The organism is Bacillus sp. N1(2025), assembly GCF_053470005.1.
Map to the genome: position 1 here is coordinate 332573 of NZ_JBLTJB010000002.1, position 19175 is coordinate 351747.

Here is a 19175-nt window from a genome sequence, read left to right on the forward strand (position 1 = left end):
TACACATCTGAGACGAGGCGGTGAGAGTTTGACACAAGAGTATATAAAAGAAATTAAGCGGGGAGCACTGTCATGGATTGTTAAAAATATCCATTATTTTGATATGAATCATAAAGTAGCGAATGATTTCAGATGGCGCCTTAAAACATTTATAGAACTCATTTTTCTTACCAATTACCTGATCAGAAATCAGGCAGATGATAAGGAAGTTGCTGTTTTAACGGAGTTTATTACAGAAAGGCTCCGTAATGATCAGCTTGAAGAATTTATTCATTTTGATCCGGACGGTCTCGCCGGATTGGCTATTGCGGGTGAATTTCTTACCTTGACTGATCATCCGTCACGGGCTTCGGTGATATGGGAGCTGGAAAAATTCACGGCAGCGCGTTTTGATTGCAGCCTTGCTAAAGTTCCCTTTCGGAAAATGGATCTGAAGTACAGTCTGCAAAGAGCAGGCGTAACCTCGGAAATAACGGATTTTTCTGACTTATATCACTACACAGCAGCTGGTCAGGATATCCCAAATACATATATGACGGATCATGATGCGTACAGCATCACTCATACGATTTTTTATATAACAGACATGGGATGTTCTTCGCTTACGGATAAAGAGTATCATCTGCCGTCCTTAAAAGAAAAGGTCCTGAAATTTCTCGGGATCTATATCTGTCTTGAGAATTTAGATATTACCAGTGAATTATTGATGTGCAGCTCTTTTTTACATATCAACATGGATAAGGACAACCATAAACCGCTCTATGAAGCAGCCTGGAATAAAATCTATCAGGGCCGAATGAAAGAGGGGAATGTCCCGAGCATCACCTATCAACATAAACCCGGTTTGACAGGTGAACAGCGAAGAGAAGATGTGTTCAAACATTGCTATCATACAACACTTGTCGCCGCTGGTGCCGCGCATGCCTGTCTTAGAGCAGAAAGGAACGATTAACTTGAATAGATTAGCTGAAGAGACGGATCAATTTTTATTATCTTTTGCTGAACAATCGCTTCCGGATCAAAAGAGCCTTCAGCTGTTTGCCGGCTTCTGCAAGTACTACAGGAAGACGAGCCATTCTTCCGCTGTAAAAGAACATACTGAAAGGATTGCCTCCGCTTTCGTTGATAAGTCATGCTGGGAAGATCTGTTTCACTGTAACACGGCCATTGTCAATGAGTTGATTCATATCTATTTAACGGCAAAAGCTTATAAAAAGAAACAGGGAATGGATTCGGATGATCAGGTCATACGTCACGGATTGCAAAACGGCTATCTTATAAAAAAAGAATGGCCTTATTTTAAATACGCCGAATTCGTCGGTTTGCTGAGCGAGCTGGGAATGTCAACTGACCATGAAAAAGTGCGCTTTTACAAGAATTCGATGTTTCAGCCTTTGCTCCATGACGCATGGAAAAGAACAGCTGAAAACGAGCTGGAGTTTGTCGAGTACTGTCTTCTTCATTTGAATGAGGGAGAGCATCTGCTTCATCCCGGCTTGAAGGCGTCCATTCAAAAATGGCTTGTGTTTTGTCTCGGCAGCCGAAAAATGAAACAGCTGTGCAATATGTTATTTATCCAATCGTGTATCGATCCATTTTTTTATGGCTGTCAAGCGGCTCTTCATCATATAAATAACGAGAATCCATCCATTCATTGTGCTCCGGCTCTTCTGCCGGCGATTGAGATTCTGAATCTGGAGTGTGGAACATGCAGATAGTCAAGGAACATTTTAATATAAAAAAAACAGAAGAATGGCTGCTGGGTTTTTGGAAGAACATTCAGCTGCAGCCGGAAGAAATAGAAGCAGATGATCTCATGCACCTGTTTTGCGGTTTAGCGGCATGTCATCACTTTGAAAAAAGAAAGGATACAGAAGAAGTCATTCTATTCCTAGATCGTTATTTTGGAGAAAAAACGCACGAATGCCATCCGGTCCTGTTCGCGTATGCGTATCATGTGTACCGCAGGATAGATGCCGCAAAAAGCATCTTTTTTCATAACGGACTTGAACAAATGGTCCGCGGTTTACAAGAGGAACTGAAATCAGAGCCGTCCTCTATGATCCTCATGGTGTTAGGAGTTTATTTTGGGGCGGTGACTCCGGAAGAACTGATCGTGTTCTTAGAAACCGGGATGAAACGTGAGGCCGATTTGCTCATGGCACCGGGCGGCATGCAGGAAGAACAGGCGGATGCCCTTTATGCCGTCACTTATTTGCAAATGAAAGAATTGCAGCCTTTTCTCACGGAATGGTACAAAACATCAGACTTTGCTTTTTCAGGTTTAATGTTAGCCGAGTGCAGAAAGTATCACATTGACGCCGTTGCAAAATACACAGCCATTATGAAATTTCTCCGATTCGATGAGGCGCTTTTTATACGGGAAGGGCGGGAATTTCTACGCTTTCAGCAGCGAAGCAGCGGGAGCTTCGGTTATTTGAATCCATTAGCGATGGACCAAGGGGCGGTCAGCGGCAAATTACTGGACCGTCAGTATTTCCTGCCGTCCGCTCATTATGCCGCCGCCTCTCTGTCTATGCTGTAATGTCTCTCTTTTGAAAGACGGAAAAAGAAATCAATAAACATATAAGAAAGTAGATCGCTATAACCGTCACGGAATAGGGGATGTTTAACGTTGAAATCGCATCACCCGCACTTTTATTTACATAAGCAACGAGATTTAAATGCGGAAAGAGCGTAAATTTATACCACGTAAATTGGGCAAGCAAATCAGTTCCGCCCAATATACTGCCGGCAAACAGCAGTAAAATCGATAAGCAAAGGGAGAGCGCCTGGCTTTTGCACAATACTGACAAAGTGAACGCAATGGTGACAATGCTTATAATTGATATGAAACGCAAAAGCAGAATGATTCCGGATGCTTTGATTGAACTGATGGTATACAGACTGTCATTTAAATGAGTATAGACGAGCGGATATGAAGCATTGGAAAAACCGAATAACACGCCGCCGATCAGCAAACAGCTCACACAGTAAAATAAGTAAATCATACCGGTAAACAGAAGGGAGGCCAGAAATTTCGATGTTAAAATCCGCCATCTTCGGTTCGGGCTTGTAGCGATAAACTTAATCGTCCCAAGGGCAAACTCTTTAGAAACAACCCCGCTGACGGTTAAAATCGCGGTCAAGCTGACGAAAATCTCAAGCCCGTTTGAAGTAACCGTGCCGAAAAACCTCCAGCCGTTCCATTCATAAGGGTTGATGTTATGCTCCAAATAATAGTCTTTATTCTTAACATCAGCAGAATAATAAACGCCTGTCGTTTCAGCGGGTTTATCAATTTCTTCCTGTTTTTTTTCGGCGAGAAGCCGTTCTTTCCAATTGTTATCCGAGGAAGCATCTAACTCATGATTCATAATAAGGCCGGCCAGCAAAACGATGAGAAACAGGAAAAAAAGAGATAAAAGTGTGCCTTTTTTTCGGGTTATTTTTATGAATTCGTTCTGCGCCAGATGAAATATGCTCATACCGCGTCCTCCTGATCTGTAATCATCATGTATTTCTCTTCCAATGACAAAGTTCTTGCAGAAACGCGGGAAATCAGAATCTCTTTCTCTGCCAAAGATTTAATGACATACGGGATGGTATCTTCTTCCGCTTCCAATTCAATGATGCGGCTGTCTTTTTGCTGTACTTGAAGAATACCGTCCTGCTCTAATATTTCTTTCGCCCTTGCCGGATGATCGACCGTGACGGTAAACAGCTTTTTCTGACCAAGGTCATGTCTGTTCTTCATGTCTTCAATTCCTAAAATCCGTCCCTTTTTAATATAGGCAACCCTGTCGCAAATCTCCTCCATTTCCGACAATAAATGGCTTGATAATAAAATGGAAACCCCTTGCTTCGATAAATCGGAAAGAATGGTGCGCAATTCTTTCATTCCTTTAGGATCGAGGCCGTTCATCGGTTCATCCAGAATTAATAATCCGGGATTGTGAAGAAGAGAATAAGCGAGCCCCAAGCGCTGTTTCATACCTAATGAGAAATGTTTCACTTTTTTGCGGGCAGCCTGCTCTAGCCCGACTTTTGCAAGGGTATTCATAAGGTCATCCGTTCGCAGCGAGGTGCTGCGCAGTTTAGTAAAATATTTTAGGTTTTGCAAAGCGGTCATATTCGGATACATATCCGGGCCTTCAATGATAACCCCGATATGTCTCATAAAATATTCAAAGTCGCTGTCCGGTCTGCCTCTGAATGAAATGGCTCCTTCTGTTTTTTTAATAAGCTGTACGATCATTCTGAAAATAGTGGTTTTTCCTGAGCCGTTCGGCCCTAAAAGGCCGAATATCTCGCCTTTTCTCACATCGAAAGAAATTGACTGTACAATAGGGGTATGATTGATTGTTTTAGAGACATCTTTTAATATCAGGGCTGGTTCAGTCATGATATTTGCACACCTTCCTTATGATTTAGGGTAAAAGCCGTCAAAACCGAAGAACATGCTTCCGATCAGGCCGGCAACGATTAAAATGAGAGCAATGCTATACCACATTTTTCGATTCAATGGTTTCCCTCCTTACAACGCTGACATTCCATTTGAAATAGCGCAAAAAGATGCGGAATATCAGTTTCGAAAGATCAAATCCGGCCATAAACACCGCCATACCCGCTCCAAGAACCATACATCCGTTAAAAATGGCTGTTACAATCGGCACTTTTACAAGGAGAAAGAATGATCCGGTCATCAGCATCAGGCCGATCGCCATCAAACTTAACACCGCAACAGAGGCAAAAAGAAACGGTGTCAGCATAAACATGAAGTTGAACATGCCCATACCCAGCATCAGGCCGAATGCTTTGAAAAAGGAGCGCCATGTTTTCTGCTCCTCGGCATCACTGATGAAAATATCCGCTTTTAAGGCGCGCGCAAGTGTTTTGGGGTTTCCTAAATTGCCGGCGATTTGTTCATCGCTTTTTCCTTCAGCGTCGCCCATTTGGAATATTTCGCCGATATCGGCGAGTATCTCTTTTTGCTCAAATTCCGGCAGATCTTTTATTTCCCGCCGGAGATGTTTTAAATATTGGTCTTTACACATTCATTTTCCCTCCTTAATGATGCTGTTCACTTTTTCGGACAGGTCAAGCCATTCCGATTTTAATGTGTGATGATAAAAGGCGCCTTCTTCTGTTACTTTGTAATATTTGCGTGATGGGCCTTGATCGGAAGCTGCTGTATACGTTTTTAGGTAGTTATTTTTTGTGAGTCTTCGTAATATGGGGTAGATGGTGCCCTCCGATACAGGGAACGTTTCACTTATGATCTTGATTAATTCATAACCATATAAATCTTCATAAAGAAGCAGGGACAACACACAAAGTTCCAACGCTCCTTTTCGTAATTGGCTACTCATTTACTATCATTCCCATCATATCTAATAATTGTATTCTCTATACAGTGTATTGCACAGTAGCTAATCGATCAATAATTCCCAAGAACCATTTGGGATGAGGAATTGAATCTTTATGCTTATGTGCGGGCGGGGACCGAGATGCGCAGCCCTTGCGGGAAGAAGGCCTCCTGAACAATGTTTACATTAATATAGATCAGGATTCGCGTCATTGACAAATGGCAAAAACCCCTTTTTCCATGACAAGGAAAGGGGTTTTTCCGTTATTCGGCCATTTTTTCTAAATTGCCGTTCCGGTCCATTTTAAAGGACGGAGAGGCATGTTCATCGTCTTCAAATAAAACTAGTTTTCTGGCTCTGTTCATAATTTTCACCAAGGTTTCGTAGTCTTCCTGAATGGTTTTTTGATCTTTTTCAAGCTTTTCGACGGCCGCTTCCAGCTGCTCGGTTTTAGACTGAAGTTCTTGGTTTTCCCGTTTTAAACGGTCATTTTCCATTTGCAGGGCGGAAGTTTGCTTTCCGCTGCCTTCATAGCTCTGCAGAAATTGAATGACGTCTGCCATTGTGAGCTCCGCCTTTTGGCTCGGCTGCTGAGGCGCCAGCAAATGTGATAAACTAGCTAACTCTTCCTTGAAGCTTTCATCGACATAAGGCATATGTTCGCCGGACATGACGGCTTGCCGATCCTCTTTTGGCGCTTCCGTTTGAACCGTCTCTTCGGCTGTGGTTTCCTGCATGATGTCCGCATCCGGTGCAGGCGGCTGGTATAATAGTTTCTTCTTGGCCGGCTGGCCGTTTCCGAGCGCGCGCATCCGCTGTTTCCGCTGTTTTTTGGCAAGCTGAAGCGCTTTTTCATATTGATGGCGGACGACGGCATTCCACCTGAATCCGCACGCTGCCGACGTTCTGTTTAATTTATCGCCTACCTCTTCAAAGGCGTTCAGCTGCGTGCTTCCTTCCCGAACGTGACGGAGCACGGTTTCCGCAAGCAGCAGGTCATTTTCCTCCGACCAGGCGTCCTGTCTTTGTTTTGTCAATGTTCTCAACCCCCAATATCTTTGATGGTATTAGAATGTCCAGATTGGAAAATATTTATACAAATTGGCTGAAAGAATGAGAGATACGCAGAGCCTTGCAGGATAAGATGAATCCTTGTACAATGAGATGTGATGTGATTTTTTTCGTTTTTAAAATTAAGATTTAACATAGAGGAACATTGAATGAAGGGAAGCGTACATCATGGCTAATGAATTCCGAGTGTGTGATGATTGCCAGGCCACCAATATTAAGACTTTGCTGCCGCGTTTGAAAGAAGCTGACCCGGATGCAAAAGTGGAGGTCGGATGTCAGTCATATTGCGGGCCCGGACGCAAAAAATCGTTTGCTTTCGTAAACAACCGCCCGCTGTCGGCGCCGACTGAGGACGAGCTGATTGAGAAAGTGAAAAAGAAGATCAAAAAGTAAATGTGTATTTTACGACAGCCTCGCCCGATGGGTCAGGCTTTTTTGCTTCAAAAAATCAATGACGGAAAACTGGAACAAAACGCCGGACAAATTCAAGGATGTTTTCAAATTACAGAGCCGATATAATAGAATCACGGCTAAAAAAAAGAGGGAATGACGATGGCGTATCCAAACGGAAAATTATCAGAAGAAAAAGTGTTTAAAGATCCCGTTCACCGCTATGTTCATGTGCGGGACAAGCTGATCTGGGATTTGATCGGCACCCGTGAATTTCAGCGGCTGCGCCGGATCAAACAGCTCGGTACGACGTATTTGACGTTTCACGGCGCGGAACACAGCCGTTTTAACCATTCTCTCGGCGTCTATGAGATTGTCAGACGAATGGTTGATGATGTTTTTAAAGGGCGTCCTGAATGGGATGACAATGAACGCGAACTCTGTCTCAGCGCCGCGCTTTTGCACGATTTGGGACATGGGCCGTTTTCGCATTCCTTTGAAAAGGTTTTTCATCTGGATCATGAAGACTATACGAGGGAAATCATTCTCGGCGACACCGAGGTGAATCAGGTTCTCAGAAAGGCGGGACCGGGATTTCCGCAGGATGTTGCCGAAGTCATTGCCAAAACATACAAAAACAAGCAGGTGGTCAGCCTGATTTCGAGCCAGATTGACGCCGACAGGATGGATTACCTTCAGCGGGACGCATACTATACGGGCGTCAGCTACGGACATTTTGATATGGAACGGATTTTAAGGGTGATGCGTCCGCGAGAGGACCAGATCGTCATTAAGCAAAGCGGCATGCACGCCGTCGAAGACTATATTATGAGCCGCTATCAAATGTACTGGCAGGTGTATTTTCATCCAGTGACGAGAAGCGCTGAAGTCATTTTGACGAAAATTCTCCACCGTGCGAAGCAGCTCCATGAAGAAGGGTATATATTCACTCATGCTCCCGTTCATTTTTATTCCATTTTTGAAGGGAAGCTGACGCTTGCGGATTATCTGAAGCTTGATGAAGCCATCATTTTATATTACTTCCAGGCTTGGGAGGAAGAAGAGGACCCGATTCTGTCCGACTTGTGCCGCCGCTTTATTAACCGCCAGCTGTTTCAATATGCCGAATTTAACCCCAATGAGGAAATGTCGGCTTATTTTGAACTGACCGCTCTGTTTAAAGAGGCGGGAATTGATCCCAATTACTATTTAGTGGTCGATTCTTCATCGGATCTGCCGTATGATTTTTACCGGCCGGGTGAAGAGGAGGAGCGTCTGCCGATTCACCTGTTAACGCAGAACGGCCAGATCAAAGAGCTGTCCAGGCAGTCCGCCATTGTCGAATCCATTTCGGGCAAACGCCGGACGGACCATAAGCTCTACTATCCGATGGACCTCATTTGTGACGATTCAGAAAACCCTGAAGCAAAATTAAAAATCCGGCAGCTGCTGGGACTGACATAGAAGGATTTTGGTAAAGAAGGAAAAGGAGATGTCGGGAATTTGTTGAAAGAACATGCAAAACTGATGAAGGTGTTCTCGGATTCTGGAGAAATCATCGGGCGGAAAAAGCTGCAGAAAATCATTTATATCGCGAAGAAAATGCAGTATCCTTTCTACGAAAAATATGATTTTCATTTTTACGGCCCGTATTCCGAAGAACTGACGCTTCGAATTGAAGAGCTGTGCAATCTTGGGTTTCTGGATGAGGTGAAGGAAAAAAAGGGCGGCTACTTTCAATACCGGTACTCGCTGACGGAGACGGGAGCCGAGTTTTTACATCATGCGGAGCTTACGATGCCGGATATGAAGAAGTACATCGACAGCGTCAACAGCCGCTCATCGCGGTTTCTGGAGCTGGTGTCTACGATTTTGTATTTTGACGGCCTTGAAGCTGAGGAAAAGAAAGAGAAAGTGTTTACGATAAAAAGCAAACAGAAATATACGGATGAAGAATATGATGAGGCGCTTCACTACATAGAAGAGCTGAAACACATTTGTTAAAGGCGATGGCTTTCGTCTTTTTTGATGAAAAAACCAGGCCGCACATAAAGCGGGCCTGGTTTTGTTTATTGTCTCAATTTGCTGTGCTTGTACGAATATAAAAAGTAAACGATCACGCCGATGATCAGCCAGACGGCAAAATAAAGCCACGTTTTCAGCGGCAGATTGACCATTAAAAACAAACAGCAGATAATGGCCAAAATCGGCAGAACGGGTACAAAAGGCACTTTAAATCCCCGTGGCAGATCCTTATGGGTGCGGCGCAGAATCAGCACGGACAGACTGACCATGGCGAATGTCAATAATGCGCCGATGTTTGAGAGATCTGACAGCTCTTTCAGATCAACAAAACCCGCGATGCAGGCGCTGATCAGTCCGATCAGCCACGTATTAAAGATCGGCGCTCCCGATTTCTTTCCGACAATGGTAAAGACTTTCGGCAGCATTCCGTCTCTTGCCATCGCAAAAGATATACGGGTCGCCGCATAGGTATGGGCGAGAACGACGGCCATTAGTCCGATCACCGCACCGGCAGCGATAACGCCCGCCACCGCGTTTTGTCCGACAGACTGCAGCACATAAGACATGGCTTCCGGCACATTAAGCTGTGAATACGGAACCATCCCCGTCATGACGAGACAGACGATGACGTATACCAATGTACAGATCACCAGTGAACCGATAATACCGATCGGCAGGTTGCGCTGCGGTTTTTTGACTTCTTCAGCCGAAGCGGAAATCGCGTCAAATCCGAGAAACGCAAAAAAGACGGCAGAAGCCCCCGTAATGACGCCTTTGATTCCAAAAGGCATAAAAGGATGCCAATTGCCCGGCTTTACAAAAAAGCTTCCTGTGATGATAAACAGCAAAACAATTCCGATTTTTACGAGAACCATTATATTATTAAAGGTTTTGCTCTCTTTGGAGCCGCGTGACAGAACGACGGCAATTAATAGAGTAATGATGATGGCAGGAAGGTTGACGATGCCCCCCTGGCTCGGCACGTGCAGCAGACTGTCCGGCAAAGGCATGCCGATTTCGGCTAACAGATTATTAAAATAACTTGACCAGCCGCTTGCCACCGCCGACGCCGTCACCATATAAACGGATAAGAGCGTCCAGCCCATTAAATGGCCGACAATTTCTCCCATGGTGGTATAAGAGTAAATATAGGCGCTTCCGTAAACCGGGAGAACAGAAGCGATTTCGGCGTAACATAATGCTGCAAGGCTGCAGACAACGGCTGCAATGATAAAAGAAAAGATTACGGAAGGTCCGGCGTTTTTCGCGGCCGTAATGCCTGTAAGAACCATGACGCCCGTCCCGATGACGGCGCCGATGCCCAGTAAAGTTAAATCAAATCCACCCATCGTTTTGGCAGTCTGCCTGTTTCTGCTTTGTTCAAGCAGCTGGGTGATGTCTTTTTTTTGTAGGATATTCCGCAACACGCATCCCTCCATCCAAAAGCAAAAGCCAAGAGGGGCTCTTTGGCTTTTACCCGTGTCACATCTTCTGTGTAATCGACAATCCTGTGTTCTGTTTCCCCGTCTGTTCCGTTTCTTTTCCAGTCATATTGTCTGCCGCATCCGATCAGATTATCCTTTCCGTCAAACGCAGTCACCCTTAATGATTTTACCTGAATCATGTCTATAAAACCAGCATTGCATAAAAGGGATGGGTAAAAAAGCAGGAGATAATAGTCTGTATAGGGCAGGATAAAAGTTGCGGGCTTTCCGGCCGAAATTTTGACTTTCCCCGCGAGGTATCAGTAAAATGTAATAAAAAACAATCAAATGATGATGGATGCATCTTGAAATGGGGAGTTTCTGCATGGAGTACGATATATTGCAAGCAAATGTACTGGATTACGCGCTCACGAAATATTTAAAGAGCACGAAAAAGCTTGATGAGGCGACAATTCCGAAGAGTATAAACAATATCAGAGGATTTATTCTCAGGATTATTTACCGGCACGGCACGTGCACGATTAAAGATATATTGCAGGAAGTCACATTATCGCCTTCAGCCACGACAACCGCTCTGAATCATTTAGAAAAAGAGGGTTTCGTGGAAAGGTCGAGAAATAACGAAGACCGACGCACGGTATGGATGACGCTTTCCGAATCGGGAAAAATGGCGGCCATGCAAATGATTGAAAACCGGCAGATGCTCATTGACGAGCTGTTCGAAGCATTGACAGAAGAAGAAAAGAATACCTTTTTCAGCCTCGTTGAAAAAGTAATGAAATAAGCCGGCCTGACATAGCAGCGCCGGCCATTATCAAGGATTACTCCGTATCGCTGATCCGTTTGCCGGCGACGGCGTAATGATCCTTTCTCATTTCATCAATCATGACAATGATCTTTTCTTCGGCTGCGCCTGTCGTTTCTTTTACGGCTTCTGTCACTTTTTCAACCAGATTCCGTTTTTGTTCATCTGTGCGGCCTTCAAGCATTTTAACGGTTACGAGCGGCATGGTGCTGATCCTCCTTTATCGTTTCCTCTCTTTGGAAGAGAGGTCACTTATAGTATACTGAATGAAGGACAATCTTGCATTTTTTAAAAAAGGGGATTTTTACATTTGGACAGATTTTTATATTATCCGCTGGAGCTTATGCCCTATGTCGTGATTACGCTGATCGTGGCATTTACGATGCATGAACTGGCGCACGCGTATGTCGCGTATCGGTTCGGAGACGATACCGCGGCGAGACAGGGCAGATTAACGCTCAATCCGATTAAACATCTTGATGTTTTCGGAACGATTCTAATTTTGGTCGCGGGTTTCGGCTGGGCCCGTCCGGTGCCGGTGAACCGCCGCGCCTTTAAAAGACCGCGGCTGGCGGGAGTGCTGGTTTCCGTCGCCGGGCCTGTAAGCAACCTGCTTCTTGCCTTTATCGGTTTCTTTTTGCTAGTGTTGATGCATGCTTACGGAATGGAGCTGCTTTCTGCATTCAGCATGGGGCTTGACCGCTTTTTCTCTATTTGGATTCAGCTGAATCTCGCGCTGTGTTTATTCAACCTGCTGCCGCTTCCTCCGCTTGACGGCTACCGGATTATTGAGGATCTCGTGCCGCCGCGGGTGCGCGCCAAAATGACTCAGTTTGAGAGCTACGGGATTATCGTGTTTCTCGTGCTGTTTGTGACACCGGTCGGCTCCTATGTCGTGTGGCCGCTGTTAAGCGAGGGGAGAGACTGGATTCTCAAGGTATTTGCCATTATATTTCAACCGCTTTTGTAGGAGGGTATTTTCATGGAAGAAAAAAAGAAGAAAACAATCGGATTTAATATTATTAAAAGTGATCCGACCGACGGACATGGCGGTTTTGGCGCCGGGGCGCTGAGCCTTGACAATATTTCTCCGGTATTTGTCGATGTGGAAGAGAAGGAAGCCTTCGTTGACATCGGCGCAATGCATGCCCGCAGTGTCGTTGAAAAAGGCATCAAATTCCTGCCGAACAAAGATGAAGTGCCGAACGGAAAACCGTACTGGCTCGTGTGGGTCACCATCGACAGAAAAGAAGAAGGCCCTTATTACGCGGGTGTGACGGCTTGTGAAATGACCGTGGACAGAAGTATCCGCAGAGGCTATAAGTCATTGCCGGAGCATGTGAATTTAATGGATAAATCAATGAAGCGCTGCATTATCGTGGATAAAATGGACGCCAGCTCAAAGCAGGTGCTTGCTGAATTTCTGCAGAAGCATGACCAAGGGCTCTGGGAACGTTCATCCAATGAATTGAAAACAGGTCTGCTTCCGGAAGAAAAATAATTTGTGAACTTTTTGTGAACTTTATAAATATTTGCACTATTTTGCAATTGTACTGAGTAAACTGTTGATACAGAATCAGGACATGGAAAGTCCCGAGCCGAACCAAGACTCGGGGTTTTTCATGTTTACGCGGAGGTTTCATCATGTTCACCGTCTTTGAAATCGGGCCTTGGGTCATTGAAGCAGATGCGGAGGAAACGAGAAAACAATACGAAAAATCATGGCCTGATCCTTGCGATTGCGGGCACTGCCGGAACTTTTCCGAGGCGGTGAGTCTTCTTCCCGCCGAGAAAACAAGGCTGTTTACGCAGTTTGGGATTCGTCCGGCTGTCTGTCACGATTTGGGGGAGCATGGAAAGGAAAACGGCCTGCATCATTATGCGGGCAGCTATCCGATTGTCGCAGGCTTAGGGAAGGCTGGCCGAAGTTTCATATCGAGAGGGCGGGAGATATCCGCTTTTCGTTTTCATTGGCGAGTACAACATTTTTTATACCGAAGGGTTTTCCTGACCCTATTATCCATCTCGACTTTTCACTCTTGCTCCCGTGGGTGCTTGAGGAAGACGCGGATTAAAGCCCGGCGCGCAATGCACCGGGCTCAGTCTTTTTTGCCGAGCCACTTATCCCACCATTTTTTGCGCGGAGCTTCTTTGCGGGCGGGTACGTGTTCCTTTTCTTTTTTAGACGGTTCCGGTCCGTAGCATACATCCGCGGGCTCAGTGCCTGCGATGAAATACGTATAATGCTTTGCGGCGCAGCCGGGTCCCGAAGTGTAGCCGGAAGCGGGATCGATATAGACGCCCGTGACGCCCTTCGGCGGTTTAAGCGCTATTTCCGGTTCTCCTTCGAGCGCCTTCTCCATAAAGTCCGCCCAAATCGTCTTCGCATAGCTTTTTTCTTCTACTGAATCAATCGTGCTGCTTTTGTCATAGCCTGTCCATACACCGGCGGCAAGAGCCGGGTTAAAGCCGATCATCCAGCTGTCTGCGCTCGTCGTGCCTGATTTACCGCCATAGGTTCGGGTCAGCCGGTCAGAAATGGTGCGTCCCGTGACGGAAGTATAGCCGTTTAAATCCTGATCAAACATGCCCGTCATCATGCTCGCCGTCACAAAAGCGGCTTTTTTATCAAGCGTCTGCTGATGTCCGCGCGGCTGTTCATACAAGACATTGCCGGCGGTATCCGTCACTTTTGTGATAAAGGAAGGGGTGATTTGTTTTCCCCCGTTTGCGAGCATCGCGTAGGCATTAACCATCTCAATCGGGCGCACGGGTTCAGTTCCGAGCGCCAGAGACGGAAGGGGCTTTAAATGTTCGCTGATGCCGAATTCCTTTGCCGCCGACACGAGCTTATTCATGCCGAGAAAGAGATGGGTCTTCACGGCATAAATGTTGTCTGATAACGCAAGTGCCTGAAGCAGCGTAATCGGTTTATTGGCGTAGTAGCCGTTGTAATTGCTTGGAGAATAAGTATCTCCGTTGTCGTCAATCTGGAACTCTGTGGCTTCGCTTTTCATCAGCGTGACCGGTGTAAAGCCGCTTTGAATCGCTTTGTAGTACAAAAGCGGCTTGATCGTGGAAGCAGGCTGCCGTTTCGCCTGTGTCGCCCGGTCAAACGGGCTTTTTTCGTAGTCACGTCCGCCGAGAAGCGCAAGCACGCGCCCTGTTGCCGGATCAATCGCGGAAAAGCCGACCTGAATGTCAGAGCCGGTACGGATCGTATGTGCCACAGTGTTTTCCGCAATCCGCTGCATGCGCTTATCAAGCGTCGTATAAACACGCAATCCGCTCGTTGCCAGCTGTTCGCGCGTCATGCCGAGCTTTTTCTCGAGTTCTTTCATCGCATCATCGTAAAAATAAGGCGCCGTTTTCGCCGCGGCTCTGTTTTTCAGCGGCTGATAGGCAAGCGGCGTTTTCTTAAGCCTTTCCGCCTTTTCTTTTGAGATCATTTTTTGGCCGATCATCAGTCGGAGAATGGTTTCCTGGCGCTGTTTGGCCTTCTTTTCGCTGACATATGGCGAATAGCCGGACGGGCCTTTCGGTATGCCCGCCAAAAGCACGGCTTCCGCATCGTTCAGATCTTTGGCGTGTTTGCCGAAATACAGGCGCGAGGCGGCTTCAATTCCGTATGCGCCGTGGCCGTAATATATCGTATTTACATAACCTTCTAAAATCTCGTTTTTAGAATAGTTCTGTTCAAGGCGGATCGTGTAAAATGCTTCGTTCCATTTTCGTTTCCATGTCTTATCATGCTCAAGGTAGAGATTTCTCGCGTATTGCTGGGTGATGGTGCTTGCGCCCTGAACCTTGGCCATTGCCTTTATGTCAGCCAGCGCGGCGGCAGCCATCCGCCGGTAATCAAAACCGTGGTGATTGTAAAAGTTTTGATCCTCCACCGCAATGGCGGCCTGCACCGCTATCGGATTGATATCTTTTAACCGGACCCAGTAGCGCTTTTCCCCGAAATCGGTCTCACCTAGCTTTGAGCCGTCATTTGCATAAAGAATCGTAGACTGAGGAACCCGGACGGAGGGGGCCCCCTGCCATTTCGCTGCAAGAAGAACGGATGTGAAGCAGACGCCGGCCAGCATTCCGCCGATCAGTGTCAGAAAGATGCAGGCGCGGATGATTTTGAACGTGATTCTGAGCTGTTTTCCAGATGCTTTATCCACTTTTGGGAACCCCCTTTTTCATGATTCTATTATTATGTGAAAAAAGGGGGTTTTTTAAACATATCAAACCGGACACTTCTTTACTTTTTCCCCTCCATCCTCTATACTTTTTCCTTAGGTGAAAATGAGATTTTAACCGGAATAAAAGCGATACAGACGCTTACAATAAATGAAATAAGCCTTGAAAGGGAGATGACAATTGAGCGAGCTTTGGTATACGGAGAAGCAGACGAAGAATTTCGGCATTACATTAAAGGTGAAACAAACATTACATACGGAACAGACGGAATTCCAGCATCTGGAAATGGTGGAAACAGAAGAGTTCGGCAACATGCTGTTCTTAGACGGAATGGTCATGACTTCTGAAAAAGACGAATTCGTCTATCATGAAATGGTTGCGCACGTCCCGTTATTTACGCACCCGAATCCGGAAAACGTCCTCGTTGTCGGCGGCGGAGACGGCGGTGTCATCAGAGAGATTCTGAAGCACCCAAGCGTAAAAAAAGCGACGCTTGTCGACATTGACGGCAAGGTCATTGAATACTCTAAAAAATTCCTTCCGTCCATTGCGGGCAAGCTTGATGATCCGCGCGTCGACGTGAGAGTCGATGACGGTTTCATGCACATCGCGAAATCAGAGAATGAGTATGACGTCATCATGGTTGATTCAACAGAACCGGTCGGACCGGCCGTCAATCTGTTCTCAAAAGGCTTCTATGCCGGAATTTCCAAGGCATTAAAAGAAGACGGCATCTTCGTCGCGCAGACGGACAACCCGTGGTTTACACCGGAACTGATTACAAACGTACAGCGTGACGTGAAAGAAATCTTCCCGATCACCCGTCTGTATACGGCTAATATCCCGACGTACCCGAGCGGCCTGTGGACATTTACGATCGGTTCTAAAAAGTACGATCCGCTTGAAGTGGAGGACAGCCGTTTCTTTGACATCGACACGAAATATTACACGAAAGAGCTTCACAAAGCGGCATTTGTTCTTCCGAAATTTGTGAGCGACTTAATCAAATAAAAACGTACGGCGCAGGAGCGAATCTTGCGCTTTTTTACAGGAAAGCGAGGGTTTTATCATGAGGTTTGATGAAGCATATTCAGGAAAAGTATTTATCGCAAGCCGCCCCGACTGGAAAGAGGCGGACGCCATCCTTTACGGCATGCCGATGGATTGGACGGTCAGCTACCGTCCGGGTTCGCGTTTCGGCCCGGGGAGAATCCGCGAGGTGTCTATCGGTCTTGAAGAATACAGCCCGTATCTCGACCGTGACTTGGCTGATTTGAATTTCTTTGACGCCGGCGATATTCCGCTTCCGTTCGGCAATCCGCAAAGAAGCCTTGATATGATTGAAGAATACGTGGACAGCATTTTAGAAAAAGGAAAGTTCCCGCTCGGCATGGGAGGGGAGCACCTTGTATCATGGCCTGTCATAAAAGCCATGTATAAGAAATTTCCGGACCTTGCCATCATTCATTTTGACGCGCACACCGACCTGCGCACGGATTATGAAGGCGAACCGCTTTCCCACTCTACTCCGATCCGCAAAGCGGCCGAGCTCATCGGGCCGCAAAACGTATTTTCATTCGGCATCCGTTCCGGAATGAAGGAAGAATTTGAATGGGCGAAAGAAAACGGCATGCACATTTCTAAATTTGAAGTGCTTGAGCCGCTGAAAAAAGTGCTGCCCCAGCTTGCGGGACGCCCTGTTTATGTCACCATCGATATCGACGTGCTTGACCCCGCTCATGCGCCGGGAACGGGCACGGTTGACGCAGGAGGCATCACGTCTAAAGAATTGCTCGCGTCTATCCATGAAATCGCGCGCTCAGAAGTCAACGTAAAAGGCGCTGACCTCGTAGAAGTCGCGCCGGTCTATGACCACTCAGAACAAACCGCAAACACGGCAAGCAAGATGATTCGTGAAATGCTGCTTGGGTTTGTGAAATAAAAGAATTTCCCCCGCTTGAAACATGGCGGGGGATTTTTATATTGTATATAAACTACTTAGAAGTTAGTAAAAGCAACATATTATTTTACCATTAATAATTGATGTTATTGATAAAAATTATATAATAGGGTATTATTTAGTAAATACATCTTTAGAAAGGAAGTTAGAATGAAAACAGCAGTAGAAAATGAATTGGAATTAAAAAAGATTGAAATTTCTGTAATTAAACTGATAATTGCTGAAAAACCTAATAAAGAGATCGCTAAGTCATTAAACTACTCGCAGCGTAATGTCGAATATATCATAGCCGGTCTCTGTAAAAAGTGGAATGTGAGTACTAGAGTCGGTATTGTTTCGGAAGCATATAAAAGGAAATGTATACAGTGAACGATATGAAAGAAAAACCCCTATTGAGGGGGTTTATTTATATATGCTAAAAAAACATTCTATACAGGAATGCCGTAAAAATAAAAACTGAGATTGTCAAGTAGTTCAAATTTGTTCTCCATTTCAGAAGAATAAACAAAAGAAATAAGTATGCAATATTGAACAAATCAAAGATAGAAAAAATCAAATGATTACTTGTGAAAAATAAACTAGTGTTTGGATGTGCTGCGAAAATATTTTTGAATGATATAAGTAAAAACTTAATTGCGACCGGGATGTTAGAAAACATAAATAGGGAATAAAAAGTTTTGATCTTAATTTGAGCGCCAAGAAAATTTATAATGAGAAATAATACAAATCCTTCAAAAATCACCCCGAACATTAAAAGAAACAGTGCGGCTATTGCAATGATATAATCTAAATGTTTTACTTGCTCAACAACTTGTATAGGGATGTTTTTGGGAATTAAACTTTTCATAAAAGGTAATAGGGAACTTAAATAAAAAGCTAGCCCGATAATATAAAACAAAAATGAGGACAAAAAATTAATGTTTCGGTCCTTAAATGAAGATAATTCAATTTGCATAATCCTAAGAGACTCCTTTTATAAAGATAGGTGTAATAAATGTTTCTAACATAGCTGCTATCATTAAACCGAGAAATATAATACCAATATATTTAAAAGTGAATTTTAAATTTATTTTGAGGAGTAATAAATCCAAAGTTAATTTCATTCCTACAGAAGCTGCAAGAAGCAATACCGGGACTTCAATTATTCCATGGGGTATAACAAGCAGTAAAAGGTTTAAATTGTCTTTGATGTTTCCTATGGCATTTCCTAAAATTAATCCATTAATAATTAAAACTGCAATCGTGCCAAGTGACAGCGTCAACGGGCCTAAAAAAACAAGCAGACTCGCTACTTTAATATTATTAAAGAAAATCTGAAAAAAATCCGGACGGATATTTCGATTTAGATTATTTACATTTGAAGCGGGATCTGTATAAAAATAAGCTGTAAATAAAGCAATTAAAAATAAGATCAGACAGAGTATGTACAATTTGACTAAAACGTTCTTTTTAAACAAAGTATTTTCATCCATTCGTTTAAGGGACTGCCAGGGATATTGAATTTAATGTTTTATGTTAAGCTGCTGCTGTACTTGCTGCAGCCAATTGTTCTAAAACGGCTAATGGCAAGCCTGCACCAAGAGATCCTAAAACAGTAATGATAGCCAGGACTGAACCCGTTGCGGTGATAGCACTGACAATCCAACTAGGAGCTATTATTCCAGCTCTGTTTAAAATATCGATGACATCCATGCTTAAATGATTATGTTTTATACTGAAAAGAGCGAGAACAATGATTCCTGATGCTACTAATGTAAAAATCGCTTTACTATTTTGTGTTTTTAAAAGTAGACTCATTTTTTCCTCCAATTTTTTCAATATCCCCAGCAAGTTAAATAATAAAATATATTGGAAGCTATTTGAATTGCGGATTTCCGAAAAAAATAGTTAAGAGGTGAAATCCGTTAAGGTATCTGCTG

Annotated in this window: 22 protein-coding genes and 1 pseudogene; 13 read left to right on the forward strand and 10 right to left on the reverse strand. The window is 44.7% G+C overall.

Annotation, left to right across the window (positions count from 1 at the left end; all coding sequences use genetic code 11):
* The first annotated feature begins 28 nt into the window (after window positions 1–28).
* The 3 genes from ACNFN4_RS06520 to ACNFN4_RS06530 are packed head-to-tail and all read left to right on the forward strand — an operon-like array spanning window position 29 to window position 2545.
* Window positions 29–952, forward strand: a complete 924-nt coding sequence (locus tag ACNFN4_RS06520; protein ID WP_448200066.1) for a DUF6895 family protein — start codon at window positions 29–31, stop codon at window positions 950–952.
* On the forward strand, window positions 921–1718 hold the full coding sequence (locus ACNFN4_RS06525; protein WP_032868176.1) for a hypothetical protein: 798 nt from the start codon (window positions 921–923) through the stop codon (window positions 1716–1718). The genes ACNFN4_RS06520 and ACNFN4_RS06525 overlap by 32 nt, the downstream gene beginning before the upstream one ends.
* A complete protein-coding gene (locus ACNFN4_RS06530; RefSeq protein ID WP_047936276.1) occupies window positions 1709–2545 on the forward strand; it encodes a hypothetical protein in 837 nt (278 codons plus the stop codon). The genes ACNFN4_RS06525 and ACNFN4_RS06530 overlap by 10 nt, the downstream gene beginning before the upstream one ends.
* Here ACNFN4_RS06530 and ACNFN4_RS06535 read toward each other — a convergent pair.
* From ACNFN4_RS06535 to ACNFN4_RS06555, 5 genes are all read right to left on the reverse strand, one after another.
* Entirely contained in the window at window positions 2535–3488 is a 954-nt protein-coding gene (locus tag ACNFN4_RS06535) for an ABC transporter permease (RefSeq protein ID WP_014419138.1), read from the reverse strand. The genes ACNFN4_RS06530 and ACNFN4_RS06535 overlap by 11 nt on opposite strands.
* Complete coding sequence (locus ACNFN4_RS06540) at window positions 3485–4405, reverse strand: ATP-binding cassette domain-containing protein (RefSeq protein WP_007407659.1); 921 nt, start codon at window positions 4403–4405, stop codon at window positions 3485–3487. The genes ACNFN4_RS06535 and ACNFN4_RS06540 overlap by 4 nt, the downstream gene beginning before the upstream one ends.
* A gap of 97 nt (window positions 4406–4502) precedes the next feature.
* Window positions 4503–5057, reverse strand: coding sequence for an HAAS signaling domain-containing protein (locus ACNFN4_RS06545; protein ID WP_095060297.1), 555 nt, complete (start codon window positions 5055–5057; stop codon window positions 4503–4505).
* Window positions 5058–5372 (reverse strand): PadR family transcriptional regulator, encoded by a 315-nt coding sequence (locus ACNFN4_RS06550; protein WP_012118696.1) that lies wholly within the window; start codon window positions 5370–5372, stop codon window positions 5058–5060.
* 260 nt (window positions 5373–5632) lie between these two features.
* Window positions 5633–6406 carry an RsfA family transcriptional regulator gene (locus tag ACNFN4_RS06555; protein ID WP_429774387.1) on the reverse strand — a complete coding sequence of 258 codons (774 nt, stop codon included), beginning with the start codon at window positions 6404–6406 and terminating at the stop codon, window positions 5633–5635.
* Between the two features lie 202 nt (window positions 6407–6608).
* Here ACNFN4_RS06555 and ACNFN4_RS06560 point away from each other — a divergent pair, with 202 nt between their 5' ends.
* The 3 genes from ACNFN4_RS06560 (at window position 6609) to ACNFN4_RS06570 (ending at window position 8834) form a co-directional block, all read left to right on the forward strand.
* On the forward strand, window positions 6609–6833 hold the full coding sequence (locus ACNFN4_RS06560) for a DUF1450 domain-containing protein (protein ID WP_003151034.1): 225 nt from the start codon (window positions 6609–6611) through the stop codon (window positions 6831–6833).
* A 159-nt stretch (window positions 6834–6992) separates the two neighbouring features.
* Window positions 6993–8294 (forward strand): HD domain-containing protein, encoded by a 1302-nt coding sequence (locus ACNFN4_RS06565; RefSeq protein ID WP_003151035.1) that lies wholly within the window; start codon window positions 6993–6995, stop codon window positions 8292–8294.
* A 39-nt stretch (window positions 8295–8333) separates the two neighbouring features.
* Window positions 8334–8834: a YwgA family protein gene (locus ACNFN4_RS06570; RefSeq protein WP_007407653.1), complete on the forward strand. Its 501-nt coding sequence runs from the start codon at window positions 8334–8336 to the stop codon at window positions 8832–8834.
* A gap of 65 nt (window positions 8835–8899) precedes the next feature.
* Here the strand turns inward: ACNFN4_RS06570 and ACNFN4_RS06575 are convergent, their stop codons facing one another.
* Window positions 8900–10279 carry an amino acid permease gene (locus ACNFN4_RS06575; RefSeq protein ID WP_032865071.1) on the reverse strand — a complete coding sequence of 460 codons (1380 nt, stop codon included), beginning with the start codon at window positions 10277–10279 and terminating at the stop codon, window positions 8900–8902.
* Window positions 10280–10664: 385 nt separating this feature from the next.
* Between ACNFN4_RS06575 and ACNFN4_RS06580 the strand changes: the two genes are divergently transcribed.
* Window positions 10665–11084, forward strand: a complete 420-nt coding sequence (locus tag ACNFN4_RS06580) for a MarR family winged helix-turn-helix transcriptional regulator (protein ID WP_020957978.1) — start codon at window positions 10665–10667, stop codon at window positions 11082–11084.
* Window positions 11085–11121: 37 nt separating this feature from the next.
* Here ACNFN4_RS06580 and ACNFN4_RS06585 read toward each other — a convergent pair whose 3' ends face one another.
* Entirely contained in the window at window positions 11122–11310 is a 189-nt protein-coding gene (locus ACNFN4_RS06585) for a 2-hydroxymuconate tautomerase (protein ID WP_020957977.1), read from the reverse strand.
* Window positions 11311–11415: 105 nt separating this feature from the next.
* On the opposite strand from ACNFN4_RS06585, the gene ACNFN4_RS06590 reads away from it, so the two are divergent.
* The 3 genes and pseudogenes from ACNFN4_RS06590 to ACNFN4_RS06600 all read left to right on the forward strand — a co-directional run bounded on the left by ACNFN4_RS06590 (window position 11416) and on the right by ACNFN4_RS06600 (window position 13180).
* The gene (locus ACNFN4_RS06590; protein WP_003151043.1) at window positions 11416–12075 is read left to right on the forward strand and encodes a site-2 protease family protein; all 660 of its coding nucleotides are present in this window, start codon (window positions 11416–11418) and stop codon (window positions 12073–12075) included.
* A gap of 12 nt (window positions 12076–12087) precedes the next feature.
* Window positions 12088–12606, forward strand: coding sequence for a YwhD family protein (locus tag ACNFN4_RS06595; protein WP_215797195.1), 519 nt, complete (start codon window positions 12088–12090; stop codon window positions 12604–12606).
* Window positions 12607–12749: 143 nt separating this feature from the next.
* Window positions 12750–13180 (forward strand): annotated as a pseudogene (locus tag ACNFN4_RS06600) (hypothetical protein).
* Window positions 13181–13204: 24 nt separating this feature from the next.
* On the opposite strand, the gene ACNFN4_RS06605 reads toward ACNFN4_RS06600, so the two are convergent.
* Window positions 13205–15277 carry a transglycosylase domain-containing protein gene (locus tag ACNFN4_RS06605; RefSeq protein ID WP_448200067.1) on the reverse strand — a complete coding sequence of 691 codons (2073 nt, stop codon included), beginning with the start codon at window positions 15275–15277 and terminating at the stop codon, window positions 13205–13207.
* Window positions 15278–15476: 199 nt separating this feature from the next.
* Between ACNFN4_RS06605 and speE the strand changes: the two genes are divergently transcribed.
* The 3 genes from speE (at window position 15477) to ACNFN4_RS06620 (ending at window position 17625) form a co-directional block, all read left to right on the forward strand.
* Window positions 15477–16307, forward strand: coding sequence for a spermidine synthase (gene speE / locus ACNFN4_RS06610; RefSeq protein ID WP_003151052.1), 831 nt, complete (start codon window positions 15477–15479; stop codon window positions 16305–16307).
* A 58-nt stretch (window positions 16308–16365) separates the two neighbouring features.
* Window positions 16366–17238, forward strand: coding sequence for an agmatinase (gene speB, locus ACNFN4_RS06615; protein ID WP_007614448.1), 873 nt, complete (start codon window positions 16366–16368; stop codon window positions 17236–17238).
* 168 nt (window positions 17239–17406) lie between these two features.
* Window positions 17407–17625: a helix-turn-helix transcriptional regulator gene (locus tag ACNFN4_RS06620; protein WP_202729332.1), complete on the forward strand. Its 219-nt coding sequence runs from the start codon at window positions 17407–17409 to the stop codon at window positions 17623–17625.
* A 590-nt stretch (window positions 17626–18215) separates the two neighbouring features.
* On the opposite strand, the gene ACNFN4_RS06625 is transcribed toward ACNFN4_RS06620, so the two are convergent.
* Both ACNFN4_RS06625 and ACNFN4_RS06630 read right to left on the reverse strand, forming a co-directional pair.
* Window positions 18216–18728, reverse strand: a complete 513-nt coding sequence (locus ACNFN4_RS06625; protein WP_031304384.1) for a stage II sporulation protein M — start codon at window positions 18726–18728, stop codon at window positions 18216–18218.
* A gap of 43 nt (window positions 18729–18771) precedes the next feature.
* Window positions 18772–19053, reverse strand: a complete 282-nt coding sequence (locus ACNFN4_RS06630; RefSeq protein ID WP_007407643.1) for a hypothetical protein — start codon at window positions 19051–19053, stop codon at window positions 18772–18774.
* Window positions 19054–19175 lie beyond the last annotated feature (122 nt).

Bases quoted from the DNA above. Each gene is read 5' to 3' on its own strand.
- ACNFN4_RS06560 (WP_003151034.1), top strand. From the start codon at position 6,609: ATGGCTAATGAATTCCGAGTGTGTGATGATTGCCAGGCCACCAATATT.
- ACNFN4_RS06630 (WP_007407643.1), bottom strand. From the start codon at position 19,053: ATGAGTCTACTTTTAAAAACACAAAATAGTAAAGCGATTTTTACATTA.
- ACNFN4_RS06580 (WP_020957978.1), top strand. From the start codon at position 10,665: ATGGAGTACGATATATTGCAAGCAAATGTACTGGATTACGCGCTCACG.
- ACNFN4_RS06540 (WP_007407659.1), bottom strand. From the start codon at position 4,405: ATGACTGAACCAGCCCTGATATTAAAAGATGTCTCTAAAACAATCAAT.
- speB (WP_007614448.1), top strand. From the start codon at position 16,366: ATGAGGTTTGATGAAGCATATTCAGGAAAAGTATTTATCGCAAGCCGC.
- ACNFN4_RS06565 (WP_003151035.1), top strand. From the start codon at position 6,993: ATGGCGTATCCAAACGGAAAATTATCAGAAGAAAAAGTGTTTAAAGAT.
- ACNFN4_RS06620 (WP_202729332.1), top strand. From the start codon at position 17,407: ATGAAAACAGCAGTAGAAAATGAATTGGAATTAAAAAAGATTGAAATT.
- ACNFN4_RS06550 (WP_012118696.1), bottom strand. From the start codon at position 5,372: ATGAGTAGCCAATTACGAAAAGGAGCGTTGGAACTTTGTGTGTTGTCC.
- ACNFN4_RS06535 (WP_014419138.1), bottom strand. From the start codon at position 3,488: ATGAGCATATTTCATCTGGCGCAGAACGAATTCATAAAAATAACCCGA.
- ACNFN4_RS06625 (WP_031304384.1), bottom strand. From the start codon at position 18,728: ATGGATGAAAATACTTTGTTTAAAAAGAACGTTTTAGTCAAATTGTAC.
- ACNFN4_RS06525 (WP_032868176.1), top strand. From the start codon at position 921: ATGCCTGTCTTAGAGCAGAAAGGAACGATTAACTTGAATAGATTAGCT.
- ACNFN4_RS06545 (WP_095060297.1), bottom strand. From the start codon at position 5,057: ATGTGTAAAGACCAATATTTAAAACATCTCCGGCGGGAAATAAAAGAT.
- ACNFN4_RS06585 (WP_020957977.1), bottom strand. From the start codon at position 11,310: ATGCCGCTCGTAACCGTTAAAATGCTTGAAGGCCGCACAGATGAACAA.
- ACNFN4_RS06595 (WP_215797195.1), top strand. From the start codon at position 12,088: ATGGAAGAAAAAAAGAAGAAAACAATCGGATTTAATATTATTAAAAGT.
- ACNFN4_RS06530 (WP_047936276.1), top strand. From the start codon at position 1,709: ATGCAGATAGTCAAGGAACATTTTAATATAAAAAAAACAGAAGAATGG.